Source organism: Actinosynnema sp. ALI-1.44 (assembly GCF_001984155.1).
Classification (GTDB): domain Bacteria; phylum Actinomycetota; class Actinomycetes; order Mycobacteriales; family Pseudonocardiaceae; genus Kibdelosporangium.
Genome location: NZ_MTQO01000049.1, coordinates 43,580 through 62,781 on the forward strand (window position 1 = coordinate 43,580; position 19,202 = coordinate 62,781).

Annotated in this window: 17 protein-coding genes; 1 reads left to right on the forward strand and 16 read right to left on the reverse strand. The window is 68.8% G+C overall.

The window, feature by feature from the left end; translation table 11 throughout:
• Nucleotides 1–34 precede the first annotated feature (34 nt).
• From ALI144C_RS30185 to ALI144C_RS30215, 7 genes are all read right to left on the reverse strand, one after another.
• Nucleotides 35–1,363: an NAD(P)/FAD-dependent oxidoreductase gene (locus ALI144C_RS30185; protein ID WP_076990594.1), complete on the reverse strand. Its 1,329-nt coding sequence runs from the start codon at nucleotides 1,361–1,363 to the stop codon at nucleotides 35–37.
• 81 nt (nucleotides 1,364–1,444) lie between these two features.
• Nucleotides 1,445–1,963 (reverse strand): hypothetical protein, encoded by a 519-nt coding sequence (locus tag ALI144C_RS30190; RefSeq protein WP_143230961.1) that lies wholly within the window; start codon nucleotides 1,961–1,963, stop codon nucleotides 1,445–1,447.
• Nucleotides 1,960–3,300, reverse strand: coding sequence for a DUF58 domain-containing protein (locus ALI144C_RS30195; protein WP_076990596.1), 1,341 nt, complete (start codon nucleotides 3,298–3,300; stop codon nucleotides 1,960–1,962). The genes ALI144C_RS30190 and ALI144C_RS30195 overlap by 4 nt, the downstream gene beginning before the upstream one ends.
• A complete protein-coding gene (locus tag ALI144C_RS30200; protein WP_143230962.1) occupies nucleotides 3,297–4,244 on the reverse strand; it encodes an AAA family ATPase in 948 nt (315 codons plus the stop codon). The genes ALI144C_RS30195 and ALI144C_RS30200 overlap by 4 nt, the downstream gene beginning before the upstream one ends.
• A 29-nt stretch (nucleotides 4,245–4,273) precedes the next feature.
• On the reverse strand, nucleotides 4,274–4,732 hold the full coding sequence (locus ALI144C_RS30205; protein WP_076990598.1) for a hypothetical protein: 459 nt from the start codon (nucleotides 4,730–4,732) through the stop codon (nucleotides 4,274–4,276).
• Nucleotides 4,729–5,367, reverse strand: coding sequence for a DUF4129 domain-containing protein (locus ALI144C_RS30210; RefSeq protein WP_076990599.1), 639 nt, complete (start codon nucleotides 5,365–5,367; stop codon nucleotides 4,729–4,731). The genes ALI144C_RS30205 and ALI144C_RS30210 overlap by 4 nt, the downstream gene beginning before the upstream one ends.
• A gap of 80 nt (nucleotides 5,368–5,447) precedes the next feature.
• Nucleotides 5,448–6,176 (reverse strand): uracil-DNA glycosylase, encoded by a 729-nt coding sequence (locus ALI144C_RS30215; RefSeq protein WP_076990600.1) that lies wholly within the window; start codon nucleotides 6,174–6,176, stop codon nucleotides 5,448–5,450.
• Here ALI144C_RS30215 and ALI144C_RS30220 point away from each other — a divergent pair.
• Nucleotides 6,175–7,614: a S10 family peptidase gene (locus tag ALI144C_RS30220; protein ID WP_076990601.1), complete on the forward strand. Its 1,440-nt coding sequence runs from the start codon at nucleotides 6,175–6,177 to the stop codon at nucleotides 7,612–7,614. The two genes, ALI144C_RS30215 and ALI144C_RS30220, sit on opposite strands and share 2 nt — an antisense overlap.
• Nucleotides 7,615–7,674: 60 nt before the next feature.
• On the opposite strand, the gene ALI144C_RS30225 is transcribed toward ALI144C_RS30220, so the two are convergent.
• The 9 genes from ALI144C_RS30225 to ALI144C_RS30265 form a co-directional block, all read right to left on the reverse strand.
• Complete coding sequence (locus ALI144C_RS30225) at nucleotides 7,675–9,378, reverse strand: S8 family serine peptidase (RefSeq protein WP_076990602.1); 1,704 nt, start codon at nucleotides 9,376–9,378, stop codon at nucleotides 7,675–7,677.
• Complete coding sequence (locus ALI144C_RS30230) at nucleotides 9,375–11,156, reverse strand: S8 family serine peptidase (RefSeq protein ID WP_237774386.1); 1,782 nt, start codon at nucleotides 11,154–11,156, stop codon at nucleotides 9,375–9,377. Before ALI144C_RS30230 ends, ALI144C_RS30225 begins: the two co-directional genes overlap by 4 nt.
• Entirely contained in the window at nucleotides 11,153–12,169 is a 1,017-nt protein-coding gene (locus ALI144C_RS30235) for an ABC transporter ATP-binding protein (protein WP_076990604.1), read from the reverse strand. Before ALI144C_RS30235 ends, ALI144C_RS30230 begins: the two co-directional genes overlap by 4 nt.
• Nucleotides 12,162–13,202 (reverse strand): ABC transporter ATP-binding protein, encoded by a 1,041-nt coding sequence (locus tag ALI144C_RS30240; RefSeq protein WP_083753520.1) that lies wholly within the window; start codon nucleotides 13,200–13,202, stop codon nucleotides 12,162–12,164. The genes ALI144C_RS30235 and ALI144C_RS30240 overlap by 8 nt, the downstream gene beginning before the upstream one ends.
• 9 nt (nucleotides 13,203–13,211) lie before the next feature.
• Complete coding sequence (locus tag ALI144C_RS30245) at nucleotides 13,212–14,165, reverse strand: ABC transporter permease (protein ID WP_076990605.1); 954 nt, start codon at nucleotides 14,163–14,165, stop codon at nucleotides 13,212–13,214.
• Nucleotides 14,158–15,084 (reverse strand): ABC transporter permease, encoded by a 927-nt coding sequence (locus tag ALI144C_RS30250; RefSeq protein ID WP_076990606.1) that lies wholly within the window; start codon nucleotides 15,082–15,084, stop codon nucleotides 14,158–14,160. The genes ALI144C_RS30245 and ALI144C_RS30250 overlap by 8 nt, the downstream gene beginning before the upstream one ends.
• A 68-nt stretch (nucleotides 15,085–15,152) precedes the next feature.
• Nucleotides 15,153–16,805 carry a peptide ABC transporter substrate-binding protein gene (locus tag ALI144C_RS30255; protein WP_076990607.1) on the reverse strand — a complete coding sequence of 551 codons (1,653 nt, stop codon included), beginning with the start codon at nucleotides 16,803–16,805 and terminating at the stop codon, nucleotides 15,153–15,155.
• 134 nt (nucleotides 16,806–16,939) lie between these two features.
• Nucleotides 16,940–17,884, reverse strand: coding sequence for a Ppx/GppA phosphatase family protein (locus ALI144C_RS30260; RefSeq protein WP_076990608.1), 945 nt, complete (start codon nucleotides 17,882–17,884; stop codon nucleotides 16,940–16,942).
• A gap of 20 nt (nucleotides 17,885–17,904) precedes the next feature.
• The gene (locus tag ALI144C_RS30265) at nucleotides 17,905–19,077 is read right to left on the reverse strand and encodes a lytic transglycosylase domain-containing protein (RefSeq protein ID WP_076990609.1); all 1,173 of its coding nucleotides are present in this window, start codon (nucleotides 19,075–19,077) and stop codon (nucleotides 17,905–17,907) included.
• Between the last annotated feature and the right edge of the window lie 125 nt (nucleotides 19,078–19,202).

Genomic DNA, 19,202 nt, shown 5'->3' on the forward strand with positions numbered 1-19,202 from the left:
GAACTCATCCGGCTGGCCTATTCAATTGGTCCGGTCAGCTCTTGGCCGCGCGGGTGAATTCAGTCTTCGGGTCCTGGATCTGTCCCATCGAGATGACCTCGCGCCGGAAGACGAATGCGCCGAGCCAGTCGAACATGATCCGGACCTTGCGGTTGAAGGTGGGCATCCGCGACAGGTGGTAGGCCCGGTGCAGCCCCCACGCGAGGAAGCCCTTCAGCCGGATCACGCCGAGCACGTCCGTCACACCCTTGTACAGGCCCAGTGACGCCACAGAGCCCTGGTACTTGTGCACGTAGGGCTTCTGCTTCTTGCCGCGCAGCGCGGCCAGCACGTTGGGCACCAGCCGCTTGGCCTGACGGACGGCGTGCTGCGCCGAGGGGCTGCACGTCGCCGTCGGGTCCTCGGACGTCCGCGACAGGTCCGGGACGGCGGCGTTGTCACCGGCCGCCCAGGCGTCCGCGAGGCCCTCGATCTGCAGCTCGGCCGTGCACCGGACGCGGCCGCGTTGGTCGAGCGGCAGGTCCGTGTTGGCGAGGACCGGGTTGGCCTTCACACCCGCGGTCCAGATGATCGTGTCGGCGTCGAACTCGGTGCCGTCGTCGAGCACGACGTGCCCGCCTTCCAGCGACTTCGCCCGGGTGTCCAGGAAGACCTGGATACCGCGCTTCTCGAGCACCTTGACGGTGTAGACGCCCATCTTGGCGCTGACCTCGGGCATGATCCGGTTGGACGCCTCGACGAGCACCCAGCGCATGTCCTTCGCGCTGAGGCCCTCGTAGTACCTGATCGCGTAACGGGCCATGTCCTCGAGCTCGGCGAGCGCCTCGACGCCCGCGTACCCGCCGCCGATGACCACGAAGCTGAGCATCTTGCGGCGCAGCTCCGGGTCGGCGGTCGTCGCGGCCTGGTCAAGACGCGAAAGCACGTGGTTGCGGAGGTAGATCGCCTCACCGACGGTCTTGAACCCGATGCCGCGCTCCTCAAGGCCCGGGATCGGCAGCAGCCGCGACACGGACCCGAGCGCACTGATCAGCAGGTCGTACTCGACCAGCTCGGTGTGCCCGTCCAGCGACTCCACGGTGGCCGTCTTGGTCGCGTGGTCGATCTTGGTCACACGGCCGGTCAGGACGTGGCAGCGGCGAAGCACGTTGCGCAGCGGCACGACCACGTGCCGCGGCTCGATGGATCCGGCTGCCGCCTCCGGGAGGAACGGCTGGTACGTCATGTGCGGCTGCGGGTCGACCACTGTCACCGACGCTTCGAGCGACCGCAGTTTCTTCTGCAGGCCCAACGCGGTGTACAGCCCGACATAGCCACCGCCGACGATGAGGATCCGCTTCGGCTGTTTCTTGCCCTTGGCCATGGACCTATGGTCGCACCATTCACCCGGCGGCGCGCGTCACCCCTGGTCAGGTGTGACCCCGGTCGCGAACCGCTCACCGGTTCACTTAGGACGCTTCATGATCAACCGGGTCGCCAGGACCGCGAGTGTCGTCGCGGCAAGCAGTGCGAGTACTTCCAATGCCGCTGGTGTAACGGTTTCGGGCACCAGTGACGCGACGGCCGCCAGTGCGGCGACGGCCAGCTGAACCAGCACGAATCGGACAGCGGCCGGGCGCAGCGCGCTGACGTGCACCCGCGCAGTGCCGGGGATCACAGCGGTCAGCGCGCATCCGATGTGGACCAGGTGGATCAGCGGAACCAGTGCCAGGACGCGGATGTCGAACGCGTCGTCGCTGACCACGGCCACTGCGACCGCCGTCGCGACGATCAGGAACGCGGGTGCGGGCGTGGCGGGCGCAGTGACGGACAACACGCCGAGCAGGGCGACGATCCCCAGCGGGAACACCCCGACTCCCTGTGCCGCCAGTGAGATCAGGATCAACGCGACCGCACACGCCACCCCGCCGCGCAAGGTCCACGCGGGCATCCCCGCGGTGAGATTCATCGCGGGGAGATTCATCGCCGCCCCCTGGCCAGCACCCGCAGTGCCGCCGATGCCTCGTCGCCCCACTTCAGGACGGGGATCCCGTGTTCCCGCAACGTTTCCACCCGCGTGGCGTGTTCGGCTCGCAGCACCTTCAACACGGCTTCGCCCCAGGGGTCCCGCGCGGCCGCGACCAGCGGGTCGGGCAACAGATCCACTGCCAGCACTCGGGTTCCCCGTCTGGCGACGGTCGCTGTGAGCTGCACCATGGCGTCGTCGATGAACGGTGAGAGCACCATCACCAACGACCCGGCGGGCGCCTGCCTCGGGCGCAGCACGGGCTTCGGCGCCCACCCGGCCGACCGGGAACAGACCACCAGCTGGTGCCGCATCTTCTCGAGCTGCCGGTGCCCCGAGCGGGGTGCGAGGCTCAGCTGGGGTCTGCCGAGGTCGACCAGGCCCACGCGGTCCCCTTGCCGCAGGTAGCCGGCGGCCAGCGAGCACGCGGCCAGCACAGCCGTGTCGAGCGAACCACCAGGGCGGACGCCGTTGCCGACCGCGACGGTCGCCCAGTCCCCCAGTTCCGCTGACACGTCGACACGGGTGTCGATCGCGAGGACCAGTGACGCGTCCGCGTCCGCGTGCCGTTCACGGACGTGCAGCATGCTCGGCGACATCACGCCGCCGGTGGCCGCCGAGGCGCGCAGCGACACCCGCCAGTCGACGCGTCGCAGCCGGTCACCGGGCTGGAACACGCGGATGTCCCGCAGCTCCGTGCTGTCGCCGGGACGCGGCGAGCGGTGCACGCCGACCAGGCCGGACGGTCGTGGTGGCAGCGGTCCCGCGGGCAACGGCAGGATCGGCGGCAGGATCGTGCGGCGGCCCTCCCTGCCGACGATCGGGCCGTACACCCGCAGCGCGTCCGGCCCGGCGAAGAGCCGGTCGAGCCGAAGGTCGACGCCTTCGCCCCAGCCGCCGTGCCCGAGCGTCGTGCGGACCTGCGTGACGGAGCCCGCGATCAGGTGCACCGGTCCCGCACCTCTGCGCTTGCCGTGTGGCACCCGCAGCGCCGTCAGTTCGACGCCGGGGTTCGTGTCGATCTCGAAGACGGCCTCGGCCAGCTGGGACTGTTCCAACGCCCGCGGCAGCCGCGGCTGGTGGACGTCCGGTCGGCCCGGCTGCGGGCGTGCCATCGCGAGCAACGCGCTGATCAGCAGCGGCGCGCCGAACAACACGAGTGCGAGCTGGTGCACCAGGACACCGGCCGCGACCAGGCCAACGCCGACGACTACCGCGCGGTACATGGCGTCGGTGTTGCGCCAGTGGCCGGTGTCCCGTTGGGTGTGGATCCAGCGCAGGACGCGGTTGCTCACCTCGTGCTCGCCGGCCCGGGCACTGTGCCGAGCAGTTCGGTGACGACCTGTACGGCCGTCGTGCCCGTGCTCCAGGTCTCGGCGCGGAGCGTCAACCGATGTGCCAACGCGGCGACGGCGCATTCCTTGACGTCCTCCGGCAGCACGAACTCCCGGCCGTCCAGGACCGCGAGACACCGGGAGACCAGCAGCAACGCCTGCGACCCGCGTGGGGACGCGCCGATCTCGACCGCCGCGTGCCGCCGGGTCGCGGCGGCCAGGTCCACGCAGTAGCGCAGCACACCCGGGTCGACGTCCACGAGTTCGACGCCCTCCTGCAGCGCACGCAGCCGGTCGGCGTCGACGACGGGCTTGACCTCGGTCTCCTCCTTGCGACGGGCCAGCCTGCGCCGGAGCACCTCGGCCTCCTCGTCCGCGGGCGGGTAACCGACGTCCAGTCGCAGCAGGAACCGGTCCAGCTGCGCCTCGGGCAACGGGTACGTGCCTTCGTACTCGACGGGGTTCGCGGTCGCGAGGACGTGGAAGGGGCGCCGCAGCGGGTGCGTGTGGCCTTCGACCGTGACCTGGCGTTCCTGCATGGCTTCCAGCAACGCGGACTGGGTTTTCGGTGGCGTGCGGTTGATCTCGTCGGCCAGCAGCAGGCCGGTGAACACCGGGCCCGGCCGGAAGGCGAACTCGCGCTCGGTCGGGTCGTAGAGGTACGAGCCGGTCACGTCGGCGGGCAGCAGGTCCGGGGTGCACTGCAGCCGCCGGAATTCGAGGCCGAGCGCCTGCGCCAGCGTCCGGGCCAGCAGCGTCTTCCCCAGTCCCGGCACGTCTTCGAGCAACACGTGGCCGCCTGCCAGCACGGCCGCGAGCGCGAGCCGCGCGGTCCGCTTGCCGCCGACGACCACGGTGCCGACGGTGTCGAGGACCGACTGGCACCCGGCCGCGATCCCGGCCACATTTGGTCCTTTTCGGACGTCCGATGTGGTCACTTCTCCTCCAGTCGGCCGAGCAGTTCGCTCAGCCGTCGCGGGGACGGCAGCCGCGCGTCCCGGTCGGTGATCAGGGTGTGGAGCTCGTCGCCCAGCACCAGCCGGGCCCTTTCGTCCGAGAGGCTGATTCCCCTGTGCCGCAGCGTGTCGGCGGCCAGTTTGCGCAGCCGGGGCTGGACCCTGGTGCGGAACCGGCCCGGATCCTTCGCGGCTTCCGCGAATCGCGACGACAGCGCGCTCGCCTGATGCGTGGTCAGTGCTTCGTCCGGCGCGGGCAACGCCGCCCACATCGGCGCCGCCACACCGGTGACCACCACGGCCATCGTGGTGACCGCGGCGATCGGGATCGCGACTGCGACCGCCCAGAACACGGGCATCACCATCAGCCAGCCGGCGAGCACGGCCGTGAGCACTCCCGCGGCGGCACCGACGAGGATGGCGGGCAACGGCTTCATGTGATCTGCTCCAATGCTTGCCGCGCACGTCTCGCGTCGTCGTCGGTGATGCCACCCGGCTTGCCGAACCTGGCCCGGTGGTACAGCGTTCGCAGTGTCGCCAACGCTTCCTCGTCCGCGTTCTGTTCGGTCAGGACGGCGGCGGTGAACTCGGTCGGCGTCTGGTGCGGCTGTCGTTCGACGCCCGTCTCGGCCGCGGACCGCTCCAGTTGGACCCAGGCCGCGATGACCGCGTCCGACGGCGGGCCGCCGATCTTGCGGTCCAGTTCGAGCAACGCCCGCTTCCCGGCCGCCGCGAGCCACGATTCACCGTCGACCGCGTCGTCGGCGAGGATCGCCCGTTGCCGGATCCGCTTGTGGCGGCGTGCCCTCATCCCGCCCAACGACGCGAGGACAAGGGCGAATCCGAGGAGTGCGACGACGAGCACCAGAACGACCAGCACACCCGCGCCGTATCCGAAGAACTCGTCCGGGACCGGCGGCGAATCGGGCGGGACGCCCCCGCTGCCCTGCGATCCGGACTGCGAACCGGGATCGACGACGCCGGTCGGGATCGCCGAGGTCCCCCGGGACACCACCACGGCCAGCACCAGGCAGGCAGCGACCGCGAGCAACACCGGCAGTCGGACTCTCATCCCGAGAGCATCCCAAACTCCACTGCCAAACCACACCGTGTTTCCCATTCACACACCCCGCGCTGGAGGGTGGGACCGCGCTAGGGGATGTGGGCGGCTTTCCTCGCCTTGGTCAGGATCTCGGCCATCATCGCCTGCGTGAGCTTGCCGGTGAACGTGTTCTGCTGGCTGACGTGGTAGCAGCCGATCAGCGTCAGGTCAGGGCCGTCGTCGGTGGCGGGCAACGTGACCGTGGCGCCGTGGCCGAACTTCGGCCGTGGCGAGGGCAGTTTCCAGTACGCCAGCGCGGGCATGAGGGCCTGCCAGCCGAACGCGCCGAGCACCACGACGCTGCGCAGCGTGGGCCGCAGCAGCGCGAACTCCTCGACCAGCCACGGGCGACAGGTGTCCCGCTCGGCCGGTGTCGGCTTGTTCTCCGGTGGCGCGCACTTCACCGGCGCGGTGATGCGCACTCCGTGCAGGGTCAGGCCGTCGTCGACGCTCGTGGAGGTCGGTTGGGACGCCAGGCCGGCGGCGTGCAGGGCCGCGTAGAGGAAGTCGCCGGAGCGGTCACCGGTGAACATGCGGCCGGTTCGGTTCGCGCCGTGCGCCGCCGGGGCCAGGCCGACGATCGCCATCCGGGCGTCCGCCGGGCCGAAGCCGGGGACCGCGCGGCCCCAGTAGGTCTGGTCGCGGAACGCCGCCCGCTTCTCCCGCGCCACCCGCTCACGCCAGTCGACCAGTCGTGGGCAGGCGCGGCACTCGGTCACCGCGTGGTCCAGGTCGGCGATGGTCACTTCATGATTCTCCACCACATAGGGTTCAGGCATGGCAGACAACGACGAGCAGCCCAAGCCCGCCGACCCGACCGACGACCTTGTCACGACCAGTCACGTCATCGGTGACCTCGCGTACACGGCGACCGCCGGGCGTGTGGTCCTGCGTCGCGAGGTGCTCACTGACGGCAAGGTCGACGGCCACATCGCCAAGGCCGAGGTCTTCATGACCAGCTACACCGCCGACGGCGCCGACCCGGCCACCCGGCCGGTCACGTTCGCGTTCAACGGCGGTCCCGGGTCGTCGAGCGTGTGGCTGCACCTCGGTGTCTTCGGCCCCCGGCGGGTGGTCTCCGGGGACGCGGGCGACATGGCGAAGCCGCCGTACCAGCTCGTCGACAACCACGAGACGCTGCTCAGGCACAGCGACCTGGTCTTCGTCGACCCGGTGTCCACCGGCTACTCGCGGGCCACGAAGGGCGAGAAGCCGGGCGACTTCCACGGTTTCTCCGCGGACATCGAGTCGGTCGGCGAGATCATCCGGCTGTGGACGTCCCGCAACCAGCGGTGGCTGTCGCCGAAGTTCCTGGCCGGTGAGTCCTACGGCACGCTGCGCGCGGCCGGTCTGGCCGAGCACCTGCAGTCGCGGCACGGCATGTACCTCAACGGGGTCATGCTCATCTCGTCCGTCCTCGACTTCGGCACGATCGACTTCACCGAGGGCAACGACCTGCCGTACGTTCTGTTCCTGCCGACGTACGCGGCGATCGCGCACTACCACGGCCTGCACGGCGACCGCTCGCTCGAGGACGTGCTCGCCGAGGCCGAGGAGTTCGCGTCCCGCGACTACCCGTGGGCGCTGGCGCAGGGCTCGCGTCTGGCCGACCGGCAGTCCATCGTGGACAAGGTCGCGGCGCTGACCGGGCTCGAGCCGGACTACGTCGACCGGGTCAACCTGCGCGTCGAGCACGTCCGGTTCTACACCGAGGTGCTGCGCGACCAGCGGAAGGTGACCGGGCGCCTGGACGCGCGGTTCGTCGGCTGGGACGCCGACTACGGCCGCGAGCTGTTCAGCGAGGATCCGTCGTACGCCGCCATTCTCGGCCCGTACACCGCCGCGCTGAACCACTACCTCCGCGCGGAACTGGAGTACGCCAACGACCTGCCGTACGAGATCCTCACCGGCAACGTGCACCCGTGGTCCTACAAGGAGTTCGAGAACGCCTCGGTCACCGTGGCGAACAAGCTCGCCGCGGCCATCCGGTCGAACAACAGCCTGAAGGTGCACGTGGCGTCCGGCTACCACGACGGCGCGACGCCGTACTACGCCGCCGAGCACGTGTTGGCGCACCTGGCGATTCCGGCGGAGCTCCGGGGCAACATCGAGACGAAGTACTACCCGGCCGGGCACATGATGTACGTCCACGAGCCCAGCAGGCTGCAGCAGTCGGCGGATCTGGCCGCGTTCGTCCGAAACGCCTCGAACCGCTGAAAAGCCCTCGTGAGTGTTCGGCCCGGTTGGAACCGGACCGAACACTCACGAGATTTCTTGCTACTTGGCGAACTTCGCGCCGCCGACGAGCGCCTGGTAGGCGTCGATCTGGCCGTGGCCGTAGAAGCCGTTGAAGTTCAGGTCGCCCTCACAGGTCGCCGTCCAGTCGGCCGGGCGGCTGATCTGGGTGTAGTCGACCGTGCGCGGTGTCGGGCATGGTGTCTTCGTCGCCGTGTTCTCCAGCACTCGCCGCACCTTGCTCGGGTCAAGGGCGACGTGGCCGCCGCGGAACTTGCCGAACTGGCTGACGATCAGCGCCGCGACACCGGCCGCGTGCGGGGCCGCCATCGAGGTGCCCTGCAACGGCCGGTAGTACGCGCCCGGCCGGTCGAGCTTGACCACACCGACGGCGACGCCGTCCGGGGTGACGTTGCCCGCCGCGTCCACGAAGCCCTCGGTGACCAGCACGTTCTGCGGGTACGTCGAGAGGATCATGTTGTCGAGGCTGTTGTACCAGGGCGTACCGAAGTAGTCCCGGCGGAAGCCACCCGGCGCGGACACCGAGATCTGCTCGAGGCCGTAGGACGAGAAGTCCGACTTGGCACCGGACGGGCCGTAGGACGACACGTTGATGACGTTCGGGTCCTCCGACGGCATCGACTGGCAGGTCGCGTTGTCGATCGTGCGGGGGTGCTCGGTGCCCGCCGGGAAGTCCGGGCTGGACGTGTCCGGCTTCGGCTTGCCCGCGTCCGTGGCGTTGTTGCCGTACGCCGAGATCAACGTGACGCCCTTGTTGCGGGCGTAACGCAGGGCACGGCTCACGGCCGTCTTGACGGTCCGCTGCTGTGCCTGCTGTTCCGGCGTGTCAGCCGGGTTGTTGTCGCAGTTGTACAGCCACGGGTCGACGTAGAACGACATGTTGACCACGTCGAGGCCGACGTCACCCGCGTAGGTCAACGCGTTGACCACCGGCTGCAGGAAGAAGAACCCGGAGTCCTGGCCACCTCGGATGTTCACAATGGACACACCGGGGGCCACACCGGACAGGCCGAAGCCGTTGGCCGCGGCGGCGACGGTACCCGCGACGTGTGTGCCGTGACCGCCGTTGTCCACGTCCGCCGGGTCCATGCAGCCGCGGAACTCGCACGGCCCGTCGACCTCCTGGCCGAGCTCGTCGAACGGGATGTCCTTGGCGAAGTTGCGCGACAGCGCGCGGTCGAAGTTCGGCGCGATGTCCGGGTGCCTGCCGTCCACCCCCGTGTCCAGAATGCCGACCTTGACCCGCCGGTCACCGATCGTCTTGTCCCGCGCCAGGTCCGCGCGGATGGACTTCAAGCCCCACAGCTGCTCGTCCAGCGGGTCGAGCCCGACCGGGGTCCTGGCCTGGTTCTGCGCCTTGTTGCCGTTGCCGCGGTCCTTCTCGATCGCGTCGGCCTTGCGCTTCTTGGCGGCACGGTCCGGTGCGTGGCCGATCGACTGGACCTTGGCCGCCGACAGCACCGAGCCGTTCGTGGCCAGGCGCTCGCGGAAGCCGTTCACCGGTGCCTTGGCGGTGATCAGGCCGACGGCGTCGTTGCGCTCGACGACCGTGCCGCCGGCGGCCTGCACGGCCCGCTCGACGGTCGCCGCCGAGGCACCGTCCTTCGCCAGCACGTTGAACTCGACCGGTGTGCCGGAGAGCTCGGGCTGCGCCGACACAGTCGGCGCGGCGACGAGTGTCACCAGCAGCGGCAGAGCCGAGATGGCGATGACTGTCTTTCTCATAGGAAGTCCGCTCCGCTCACCAGTGCCTGGAGGGCATCGACCTGACCGGCACCGTGGAAGCCGTTGAACTCCAGGCCACCCAGGCAGGTCGCGGTGTACGAGTCGTCACGGCCTTCCTTGAGGTAGTCGACGGTCCGCGGTGTCGGGCATGGCGTCTTCGTCGCGGTGCCCTGCAGCACGCGCTCGACCCGGTCCGGGTTCAGCGTGACGCCGCCACGGGCGTCGTAGTTGCCGTACTGGCTGACGATCAGCGCGGCGACACCGGCGGCGTGCGGCGAGGCCATCGAGGTGCCCTGCAGCCACTGGTAGTAGGCGGCCGTGCCGTCCGGCTTGACCTGCTTCTGGATCTTGAGTCCCGCACCGGTCGGCGTGATGTTGCCCGCCGCGTCGATGTGACCGTTGGCCAGCGCGACGTTGCGCGGGTACGTCGACAGAACGGCGTTCTCCCGTGCGCCGAACCACGGCGTACCGAAGTAGTCGCGGATGTAGCCACCGGGTGCCGACACCGAGATCTGCTCGGTGCCCCAGTTGGAGTAGTCGGCCTTCGCACCCGACGGACCGTACGAGGCGACACCGACGGTGTGCGGGCCCTCGACCGGCAGCGACAGGCAGGAGGCGTTGTCGATCGTGCGCTTGTGCGCCGTGCCTGCCGGGTAGTTCGGGCTCTCGGCGTCCGGGTTCGGGTTGCCGAGGTCGGTGTGCTGGTTGCCCAGCGAGACGACCTGGGTCACACCCTTGCGGTACGCGTAGTCCAACGCGCGGGAGATCGCGGTCTTGATGGTCCGCTGCTGCGCCTGCTGCTCGGGGGTGTCGGCTGCGTTGTTGTCGCAGTTGTACAGCCACGGGTCGACGAAGAAGGACATGTTGACCACGTCGAGCCCGGCGTCACCGGAGTACGTGATCGCGTTGACGACCGGCTGCAGGAAGAACGAGCCGGAGTCCTGCGCGCCGCGGATGTTGACGATCGAGACACCGGGTGCGACGCCGGACAGGCCGAAGCCGTCCGCGGCGGCCGCGATGGTGCCCGCGACGTGCGTGCCGTGGCCGTGGTCGTCCCAGTCCGACGGGTCCATGCAGCCGCGGAACTCACAGGGCCCGTCCACGACCTGGCCCAGCTCGTCGAACGGGATGTCCTTGGCGAAGTTGCGCGACAGCGCGCGGTCGAAGTTCGGTGCGATGTCCGGGTGCTTGCCGTCCACACCGGTGTCCAGGATGCCGACCTTGACCCGCCGGTCACCGATCGACCTGTCCCGCGCCAGGTCCGCGCGGATCGAGGTCAGACCCCACAGGTTGCCGTCGAGCGGGTCCATGGCGACCGACTGGGTGGCACCCAGCGACCGCGGCTGCGCCTGTTCCTTGGTTTCCTTCGCCTTCGCGGCTTTCTGCGTCGCCGGGCTCGGCGACGGCGCGAGGCCCGCGGCTTCCTTCTCCACGTCGTCCGGCTTCGGCGCGCTCTCGGTCTTCGGCGCGTGGCCGACGACGCGGCTGCGTGCCGCCGCCGTCACACCTCGTGCCCTGCTGACACGCTCGGTGAAGCCCTGTTCCGGCGCGGTGACCGTGATCAGTCCGACCGCGGCGTTGCTCGACACGACCTGGCCCCCAGCCGCCCGTGCGGCCGCCTCGATCGTCTCGACGCCCGCGCCCGGCGCGGCGAGAACGTTGTAGTCGACGCTCTTTCCTTGCAGCCGCGGTAACGCCGACGCTGTCGGCGCCGTCACGGCGGTCAGTGCGGCGAACAGCGGCAACGCCGCCACCGCCAACACAGTTCTGCGTCTCACGAATTCTCCCTTTCTGCCCCTACTACGACGTGCGCCTCAGCGAAATGACAGGCGCTCGGGTGCCCCGCCACCCGGGTGATGAGCTCCGGTTCCTCCTCTGCGCAGACATCCTGCGCCTTCCAGCACCGCGTGCGGAACCGACATCCGGAGGGTGGATCAACCGGGCTCGGCACGTCACCGGCCAACCGGATCACTTCCCTTCGGCCACGCAGCAGCGGATCCGGCACCGGAACGGCCGAAAGCAGCGCCTGCGTGTACGGATGCGACGGCTGGCCGTAAATTTCCTCCTCGGTACCGATTTCGACAACTTTGCCCAGGTACATCACGGCGACGCGGTCGGAAAGGTGCCGGACCACCGACAGATCGTGTGCGATGAACACATAGGACAGTCCGAGGTCGCGCTGCAGCTCGCCGAGCAGGTTCATCACCTGCGCCTGGATCGACACGTCCAATGCGGACACCGGCTCGTCGCAGATGATCACCTTCGGGCGCAGCGCGAGCGCGCGGGCGATGCCGATGCGCTGCCGCTGGCCGCCGGAGAACTGGTGCGGATAGCGGTTGATGTGCTCGGGATTCAGCCCGACCACGTTGAGCAGCTCGCGGACTTCGCCCTCACGCGAGCCCTTCGGCGCGACCTCCGGGTGAATTTCGAACGGCTCACCGATGATGTCACCCACGGTCATCCTGGGGTTGAGCGAGGTGTACGGGTCCTGCAACACGATCTGCACGTTCCTGCGCAGCCGCCGCAGTTCCGCGCCGCGCAACGCGAACATGTCCTTGCCCTCGAACGACGCCGTTCCGCTCGTCGGCGGTTCGAGGCGCATCAGCACCTGGGCCAGTGTGGACTTGCCGCAGCCGGATTCGCCGACGATGCCGAGCGTCTCGCCCCTGCGCAGCTCGAACGACACGCCGTCGACCGCCTTGACGTGCCCCACCGTGCGCTTGAACAGCACGCCGACGCGCACCGGGAAGTGCTTGACGAGGTCGCGGACCTCGAGGATCGCCTCAGCCACGGGGGATCAACTCCTCGGCGAAGTGGCACGCGGAGAACCGGCCGTCCGCCACTCGGCGGTACGCGGGCACCTCTTGGGAGCACCGGGCGGCCACTCGTGGGCAGCGCGGGTGGAACGGGCAGCCGGACGGGATGTGCGCGAGGCTGGGCGGCAGCCCCTTGATCGCCTTGAGCTCCTGCCCCTTGAGGTCCAGGCGCGGCAGGGACTGCAACAGCGCTTCGGTGTACGGATGTGCCGGTGTCCGGAACAGCGAGTACACGTCCGCCTGTTCGACGATCCGCCCGGCGTACATCACCGCGATCCGGTCGGCCACCTCGGCGACCACGCCGAGGTCGTGCGTGATCAGGATCAGGCCCATGTCGCGTTCTCGCTGGATGTCCCGCAACAGGTCCATGATCTGGGCCTGCACGGTCACGTCCAGCGCGGTCGTCGGCTCGTCGGCGATCAGCAGTTCCGGGTCGAGTGCCAGCGACATCGCGATCATGGCCCGCTGCCGCATCCCGCCGGAGAACTCGTGCGGGTAGCTGCGGAAGCGTTGTCCGGCGTGCGGGATCCGCACCAGGTCGAGCAGGTCGATCGCGCCCTTGCGGGCCTCGGCCTTGGTCAGCCCGCGCCGCACGCGCAACTGCTCGGCGATCTGGAACCCCACGGTGAAGACCGGGTTCAGCGCCGACAACGCGTCCTGGAAGATCATCGCGATGCCCGCGCCGCGGACCTCCATCCGGCGCGTCGGCCTGGCGGCGAGGAGGTCCTCACCGTGGAACCGGACGTGGCCGCCGAGCACGACCGCGGGCGGCGTGTCCAGGATGCCCATCACGGTCTGCGCGGTGACGCTCTTGCCGGAACCCGATTCGCCGAGCACCGCGAGGGTCTCCCCGGCGTTGACGTGGTACGACACACCGTTGAGGACCTTGGCGACACCGTCGTTCGTCCGGAACTCCACGCGCAGGTCCTCGACTTCGAGCAGCGGCGCGGTCGCCTGTTCCTCGCCCGCCACGAACTCGCCCCGCTCCCCGTCGTACACTGTGGACATTGAAGGCTCCTACCGTGACTTGGGGTCGAGTGCGTCGCGCACCGCGTCGCCGAGCATGACGAAGGCCAGCACGGTGATCGTCACCAGACCGGCGGGGAACAGCAGTTCGTGCGGCGAGTTCTGCACGTAGTCCTTGCCGTCGTTGATCATCACGCCCCACGACACCACCGGCGGCCGCACACCGATGCCCAGGTACGCCAGGGTCGCCTCCACGGCGATGAACGCGCCGAGCGCGATCGTGGCGTACACCAGGACGGGCGCGACCGTGTTGGGCAGCATGTGCCGGAAGATGATCCGCCGGGTGCTCGCGCCGAGCGCCCGCGCGGCTTTGACGTAGTCCAGCTGCTTGGCCACGATCGTCGCCGACCGCATGATCCGCATGGACACCGGCCAGGACAGCACTGAGATCGACAGGATCACCTGCACCAGGATCGCCGTGCCGCTGGGTTCCGAACCGGGCGGGTTGAACGTGGTCAGGATGACGATCGCGCCGAGCACGAACGGCAACCCGGCGAAGATGTCGCCGAACCGGGAGAGGAACGCGTCGACGAACCGGCCGTAGAACCCGGCGATGATGCCCATCAACGAGCCGATCAGCACGGTGATCAGCGTCGCGAAGATCCCGACGAGCAACGTGGCGCGGGCGCCGTGCACCGCTCGCGCCCAGATGTCGTAGCCCTGGAAGGAATACCCGAACCAGGCCGACGCGGACGGCGGCTGGCTGGCGAAGTCCAGGTTGTTGAAGTCCGCCGGGCGCGAGGTGAACAGGTCGGGCACCGCGGCCATCAGCGCGACGACGACGATGATCACGCCGGAGATGTAGAACATCGGCTTGCGGCGCAACTGGATCCACGCGTCGCCCCACAGGCTGCGCGGTTTTCGCTGCCGCTCGCCGGTTTCGGTCGTGGCCAGGTCGGCGGCGTCCGCGCCGGAGAAGGTGTCGAGCGCCTGCGGGTCACTCATAGCGGATCCTCGGGTCAAGGACGGCGTACAGCAGGTCGACGGCCAGGCTCATCAGCAGGTAGACCAGCACGAGCAGGGTCACGATGGTGGTCACCATGACGCCCTCCTTCTCGGCGATGTTGCGGAAGATCAACCCGCCGATGCCGTTGATGTTGAACACGCCTTCGGTGACGATCGCGCCGCCCATCAACGAACCGAGGTCCGTGCCGAGGAACGTGACCACCGGGATCGCCGAGTTGCGCAGCAGGTGCACGAACACCACGCGCCGGGTCGGCTGGCCCTTGGCGATCGCGGTCCTGACGTAGTCGGCACGCCTGTTCTCCGCGATGCTGGTGCGCGTCAGCCTTGTCACGTAGGCCATCGAGATGGCACCGAGAACGAACCCCGGAACGATCAGCTCACCCCAGGTGGCCTCGGGCGACACCGTCGGGTCGATGATCCCCCACTCCACGCCGAGCAGGATCTGCAGCACCGAACCGGTGACGAACGTCGGCAGCGAGATCAGCAACAGCGTCGAGACCAGCACGAGGTTGTCGAGGAAGCCCCGGCCGCGGATCCCGGTCATGACACCGGCGACCACACCGATGACGATCTGGATCAGCAGTGCGACGATCGCCAGCCGGACCGTGATCGGCGCCGAGTTCAGCAGCTGCTCCGAAATGGACACACCGCTGAAGGTCTCGCCGAGGTTGCCGGACACGACCTTGCCCAGGTAGGTGAAGTACTGCACGACCAACGGGTCGTTGAGCCCGTACCGGTCGGTCATCAGCGAGATGAACGTCTCGGGGCACTGCCGCTCGCCGCACTTGCCCGCGAACGGATCGCCGGGCACCGCCCAGACCAGCGTGTAGACGATGAAGGTCGTTCCAAGGAAGACCGGGACGAACTGCAGCAACCGCCGCAGCAGATATCGACCCATCACATGCTCCTATGAACAGGACACCGGGCCGGGGTCAGTCGAACCCGGCCCGGGTGTGCTGGATCGCCTCAGCCCTTGGCCTTCACGACGACGGACGCGTACTCCAGCCGCCGCTTGAAGTTCAACTGTGCGGCTTCGAGGTTGGTGGACTTCGCGCCGACTCCCCGTTCCATCCAGACCGGGATGGACGGGAAGTACGTCGGCAGCAGGTGGTGCGCCTGCTGGTAGAGCTTGATCGCGTCGGCGCGCTGCGCGGTCGCGTCCGCCTGCGCCAGCAGCGAGTCGAGCTGGGGGTTCGAGGTCTTGGAGTCGTTGGACGAGCCGCCGGTGCGGTACAGCGGGTTGAGGAAGTTCTCGATCTCCGCGTAGTCCGCGCCCCAGTCCGAGCGGCCTAGCCCGGTCAGCTTCCGGCCGTCGATCAGGTTGCGGAAGTCACCGAAGTTGGTCGCGCCGACGAACGTGCACTCGACACCGATCGCGTTCTTGATGCTGTTGCACGCCGCCTCCAGCGGCTCCTTGCGGCCACCGTCCGCATTGGACTGGATGGTGATCTTGCCCGTGTGCCCCGATCGCTGGTAGTACTCCCTGGCCTTGACCGCGTCGTACTGGCAGAACTCGCCGCAGACACCCTTCTCGTAGCCTTCGATGTTGTCGTTCACCCAGCCGTCGGCGGGCACGTAGGTGTCGGCGAGCACGGTCTTGGTGATCTGGTCCCGGTTGATCGCCAGTGCGATCGCCTTGCGCAGGTCGAGGTTCTTGTACTCGGGCAGGTACTCGGGAACCGTCAGCGTCGAGATCGACAGCAGCCGCGCGGTCAGCAGCCGGTCACCGAGTTCCGTCTTGTACTTGCTGCCCGCCTTGGCCGACGGCGGCAGCGCCTCCATGAAGTCGAGCTGCCCGGACAGCAGATCCTTGTACGCCGCCTCCTGCTGGGAGTAGATCTTGATGGTCAGGTTCTTGAACTTGACCTTCTTCTGCTCGAGCGGGAAGTCGTCGTTGCGGGTGAGCTTGATGTCCACGTTCGGCGTGAACGACACGAACTTCAGCGGGCCGTTGCCGACCGGCGCCTTGGCGAACGCCACCGGGTCGGCGAAGAACTTGTCCGGCAGCGGCGCGAACGGGGTGTAGCCGATGAGCGTGGTGAACACCGAGAACGGCGCTTTCAGCGCGATCTCGAACTCGTGCTCGCCGATGACCTTGAGGCCCTTCATGGTCTTCGACGACGGCGTGGCCGGTTTCTGCGGGCCGGACGGGCCGTCGGGGTCCTTGGTGTACACGTCGTCGAAGCCGTCGATCTGCTTGAACCAGGTCGCGCTCAGCTGCGCGTTCGGGCCGTAGGCGCCCCAGTTCCACGCGTCGACGAAGTTCTTGGCCTTGACCTCGGTGCCGTCGTGGAACTTCCAGCCCTTGCGGAGTTTGACGTTGTACACCTTGGAGTCGGTCGTCGTGATCGACTCGGCGACCTGGTTGAAGGGCTTGCCGTCGGTCGGCGCGTACCCGATCAGCTGGGAGTACACGCCTTCCTGCATCTTGGCCGACCCGGCGTCGGTCGCGTTGGCGGGCAACATGTTGCCCGGCGGGTTGGTGCCGTAGATCGTGATCGTGGCGTCGGCGGTCGCGTTGTTGCCCGTTGGCGCCCCGCCACCACCACCGCCACAACCGCTGAGAACCAAGACCAAAGCTAACGGCGCAGCCGTCAGCGCACCCGCCCTTGTGCCCATGAAGTCCTCCGTCCCGAAGTGTGAGAGGACGTTAACTTGGGCATCGAGTGGCTTTCAGGGCACGAGGCGTCACAAAATCATGACGATGTGACCGCCGTCACCCACTTGGCTCAGTTCGAAAGTGGTGAACAGTGTCACAACTGAGCGAGGGCTATCCCGTCCAGGATGTCGTGCTCGCTCACGACCAGTTCGTCGACGCTGGTCAGCCGCTCGGCGAGCACCTGGAAGATCAAACTGCCGCCGCCGAGCACGTCGACGCGGCCGGGGTGGATGACCGGGTTCGCGGCGCGCTGGTCGTGGTCGAGCTTCAGCAGGTCCTCGCTCGTGGCGACCAGCTTCTGCTTGGCGATCCGGGAAAGGTGGATCGCGTCGGAGTCGTACTCCGGCAGCCCCAGTGCGATCGCGGCCATCGTGGTCGCGGTGCCCGCGACCCCGATCCACGTCCTGGCCTCGTGCACCGGGACGACGTCGAACGCGGCCTGCAGCACCTGCCCGGCCAGTTCACGCGCCTGCGCGATCTCGTCGGCGGTCGGCGGGTCGCTGCGCAGGCACCGCTCGGTGATGCGGACACAGCCGATGTCGGTCGAGCGCGCGGCCTTCGGCGTGGCCTTGACACCGTCCCACGTGCCGAGGACGAGTTCGGTCGAGCCACCGCCGACGTCGACGACCAGGAACGGCCCGTCCTCCGGGTCGAGATCGCCGACCGCGCCGGTGAACGCCAGCGCGGCCTCCTCGTCACCGGAGATCACCTCGGCCGGGACACCGAGCACGGCTTCGGTCATGCCGAAGAAGTCGTCCCGGTTGCTCGCGTCCCGCGTCGCGGAGGTCGCCACCATCCGGACGCTCTCGGCACCCTTGCGGCGCAGGATCGCGGTGTAGTCCACCAAGGCTGCCCTGGTGCGCTCCAACGCCTCCGGGTTCAGCGTGCCGGTCGCGTCGACGCCCTGGCCGAGCCGGACCACCCGCTGCTCGCGGTGGACGTCACGCAGCCAGGACGTGCCATCGTCCCGTGTGGTCACGTCCGCGACGAGCAGACGAATCGAGTTAGTCCCGCAGTCGATGGCAGCAACCCTTGGCATGCCACCAACCTACTCGGTGCCTACTGGGTGGCTGAGCTCTTGCTCGCCGATGCCTGCTGGCTCGTCTCCGCCGGAGCGCTCGTGGACGACGAGGTCGTCTCCGCGGGCTTCGCCGACGAGGTCGTCGTCGGCGGGGTCGTCGTGGTGGGCGGAGTTGTCGTCGGCGGAGTCGATGGCGGGGTCGACGGCGGGTTCGACACCGAGCCTGTCGGCGGCTTCGGCGTGATCGTCGTGTCGTGGCTGGGCGGCGGCTTCGACGTGCCCGGGTTGCCCGGCGTGGGCGCAGGCGTCGGCTGCGGGGTGGTCGCGATCGGCGTCTGCGCGGGCGCGGCCTGCGCGTTCGGGTTGGTGTTCGTGCTCGTCGACGACGTGCCCAGGCCGTCCGGCATGGGCGTGACACCCGACTCGTACGCCTTCGCCCAGATCAGCACGGTCCGGACGTAGCTCTCCGAGTGGTTGTAGCGGAACACCGCGATGCCACGCTGCTGGTCGTTGCTCATGTCGAGCCCGCCGGAGCACAGGTACTTCCCGGCCGCGAGGGCGGCGTCGTAGAAGTTGTGCGGGCTCTTGACGCCGTCGCCGTTGCCGTCGGCGGCGTAGCCGCTCCAGGTGGACGGGATGAACTGCATCGGGCCGACCGCACGGTCCCACTGCCCGTCGCCGTCGAGCGCGCCGCCGTCGGTGTCCTGGATCGCGGCGAAGCCGACACCGTTGAGCACCGGGCCGAGGATCTTCTCGATCGTGGTGCCCTTGGCGTCCACCGCGCCGCCCCGGCCGTGGTTGGACTCGATCCGGCCGATGCTGGCCAGCAGCGACCAGTGCATCTTGCAGGTCGGCTGCTGCGCGGCGAGCAGCGACTCGGCCTTCTGGTAGGCCCTCAGCGCGCTGCTGGGGATGTTGAGCGGGCCGTTCGGGGTGTTGATCGGGTCGCCCGCGGTGGCGAGCGCGTTCGGGTCGCCGACGACGCGCATCAGCTCGTCGGACAGGCCGTCCACCTCGGGCAGCTGACCGCTGGCGCCCAGGTCCTCCAGGTCGATCCCGAAGAAGCCACGACCGAGGCCGTTGGCCAACGGCGTGATGGAACGGTCCTCGACGCCCCACCCGTTGACCGCGTCGCCCGCCAGTGCGGCAGGCACGAGCAGCAGCGCCGCTGTCACGGCGGCCACCCCACGCTGGCGGCGCAGGTAACGCATCAGTTTCCGTCGGGCAGCCCTATTCGCAGGCGCTGGCACGAACGACACGGACCGGCCTCCCCGGTTTCGCTTCTCCTGTGGCTCCGGTCCCTAGAGTGCCTCATCCGAGCGAAGTTTTCACCGGT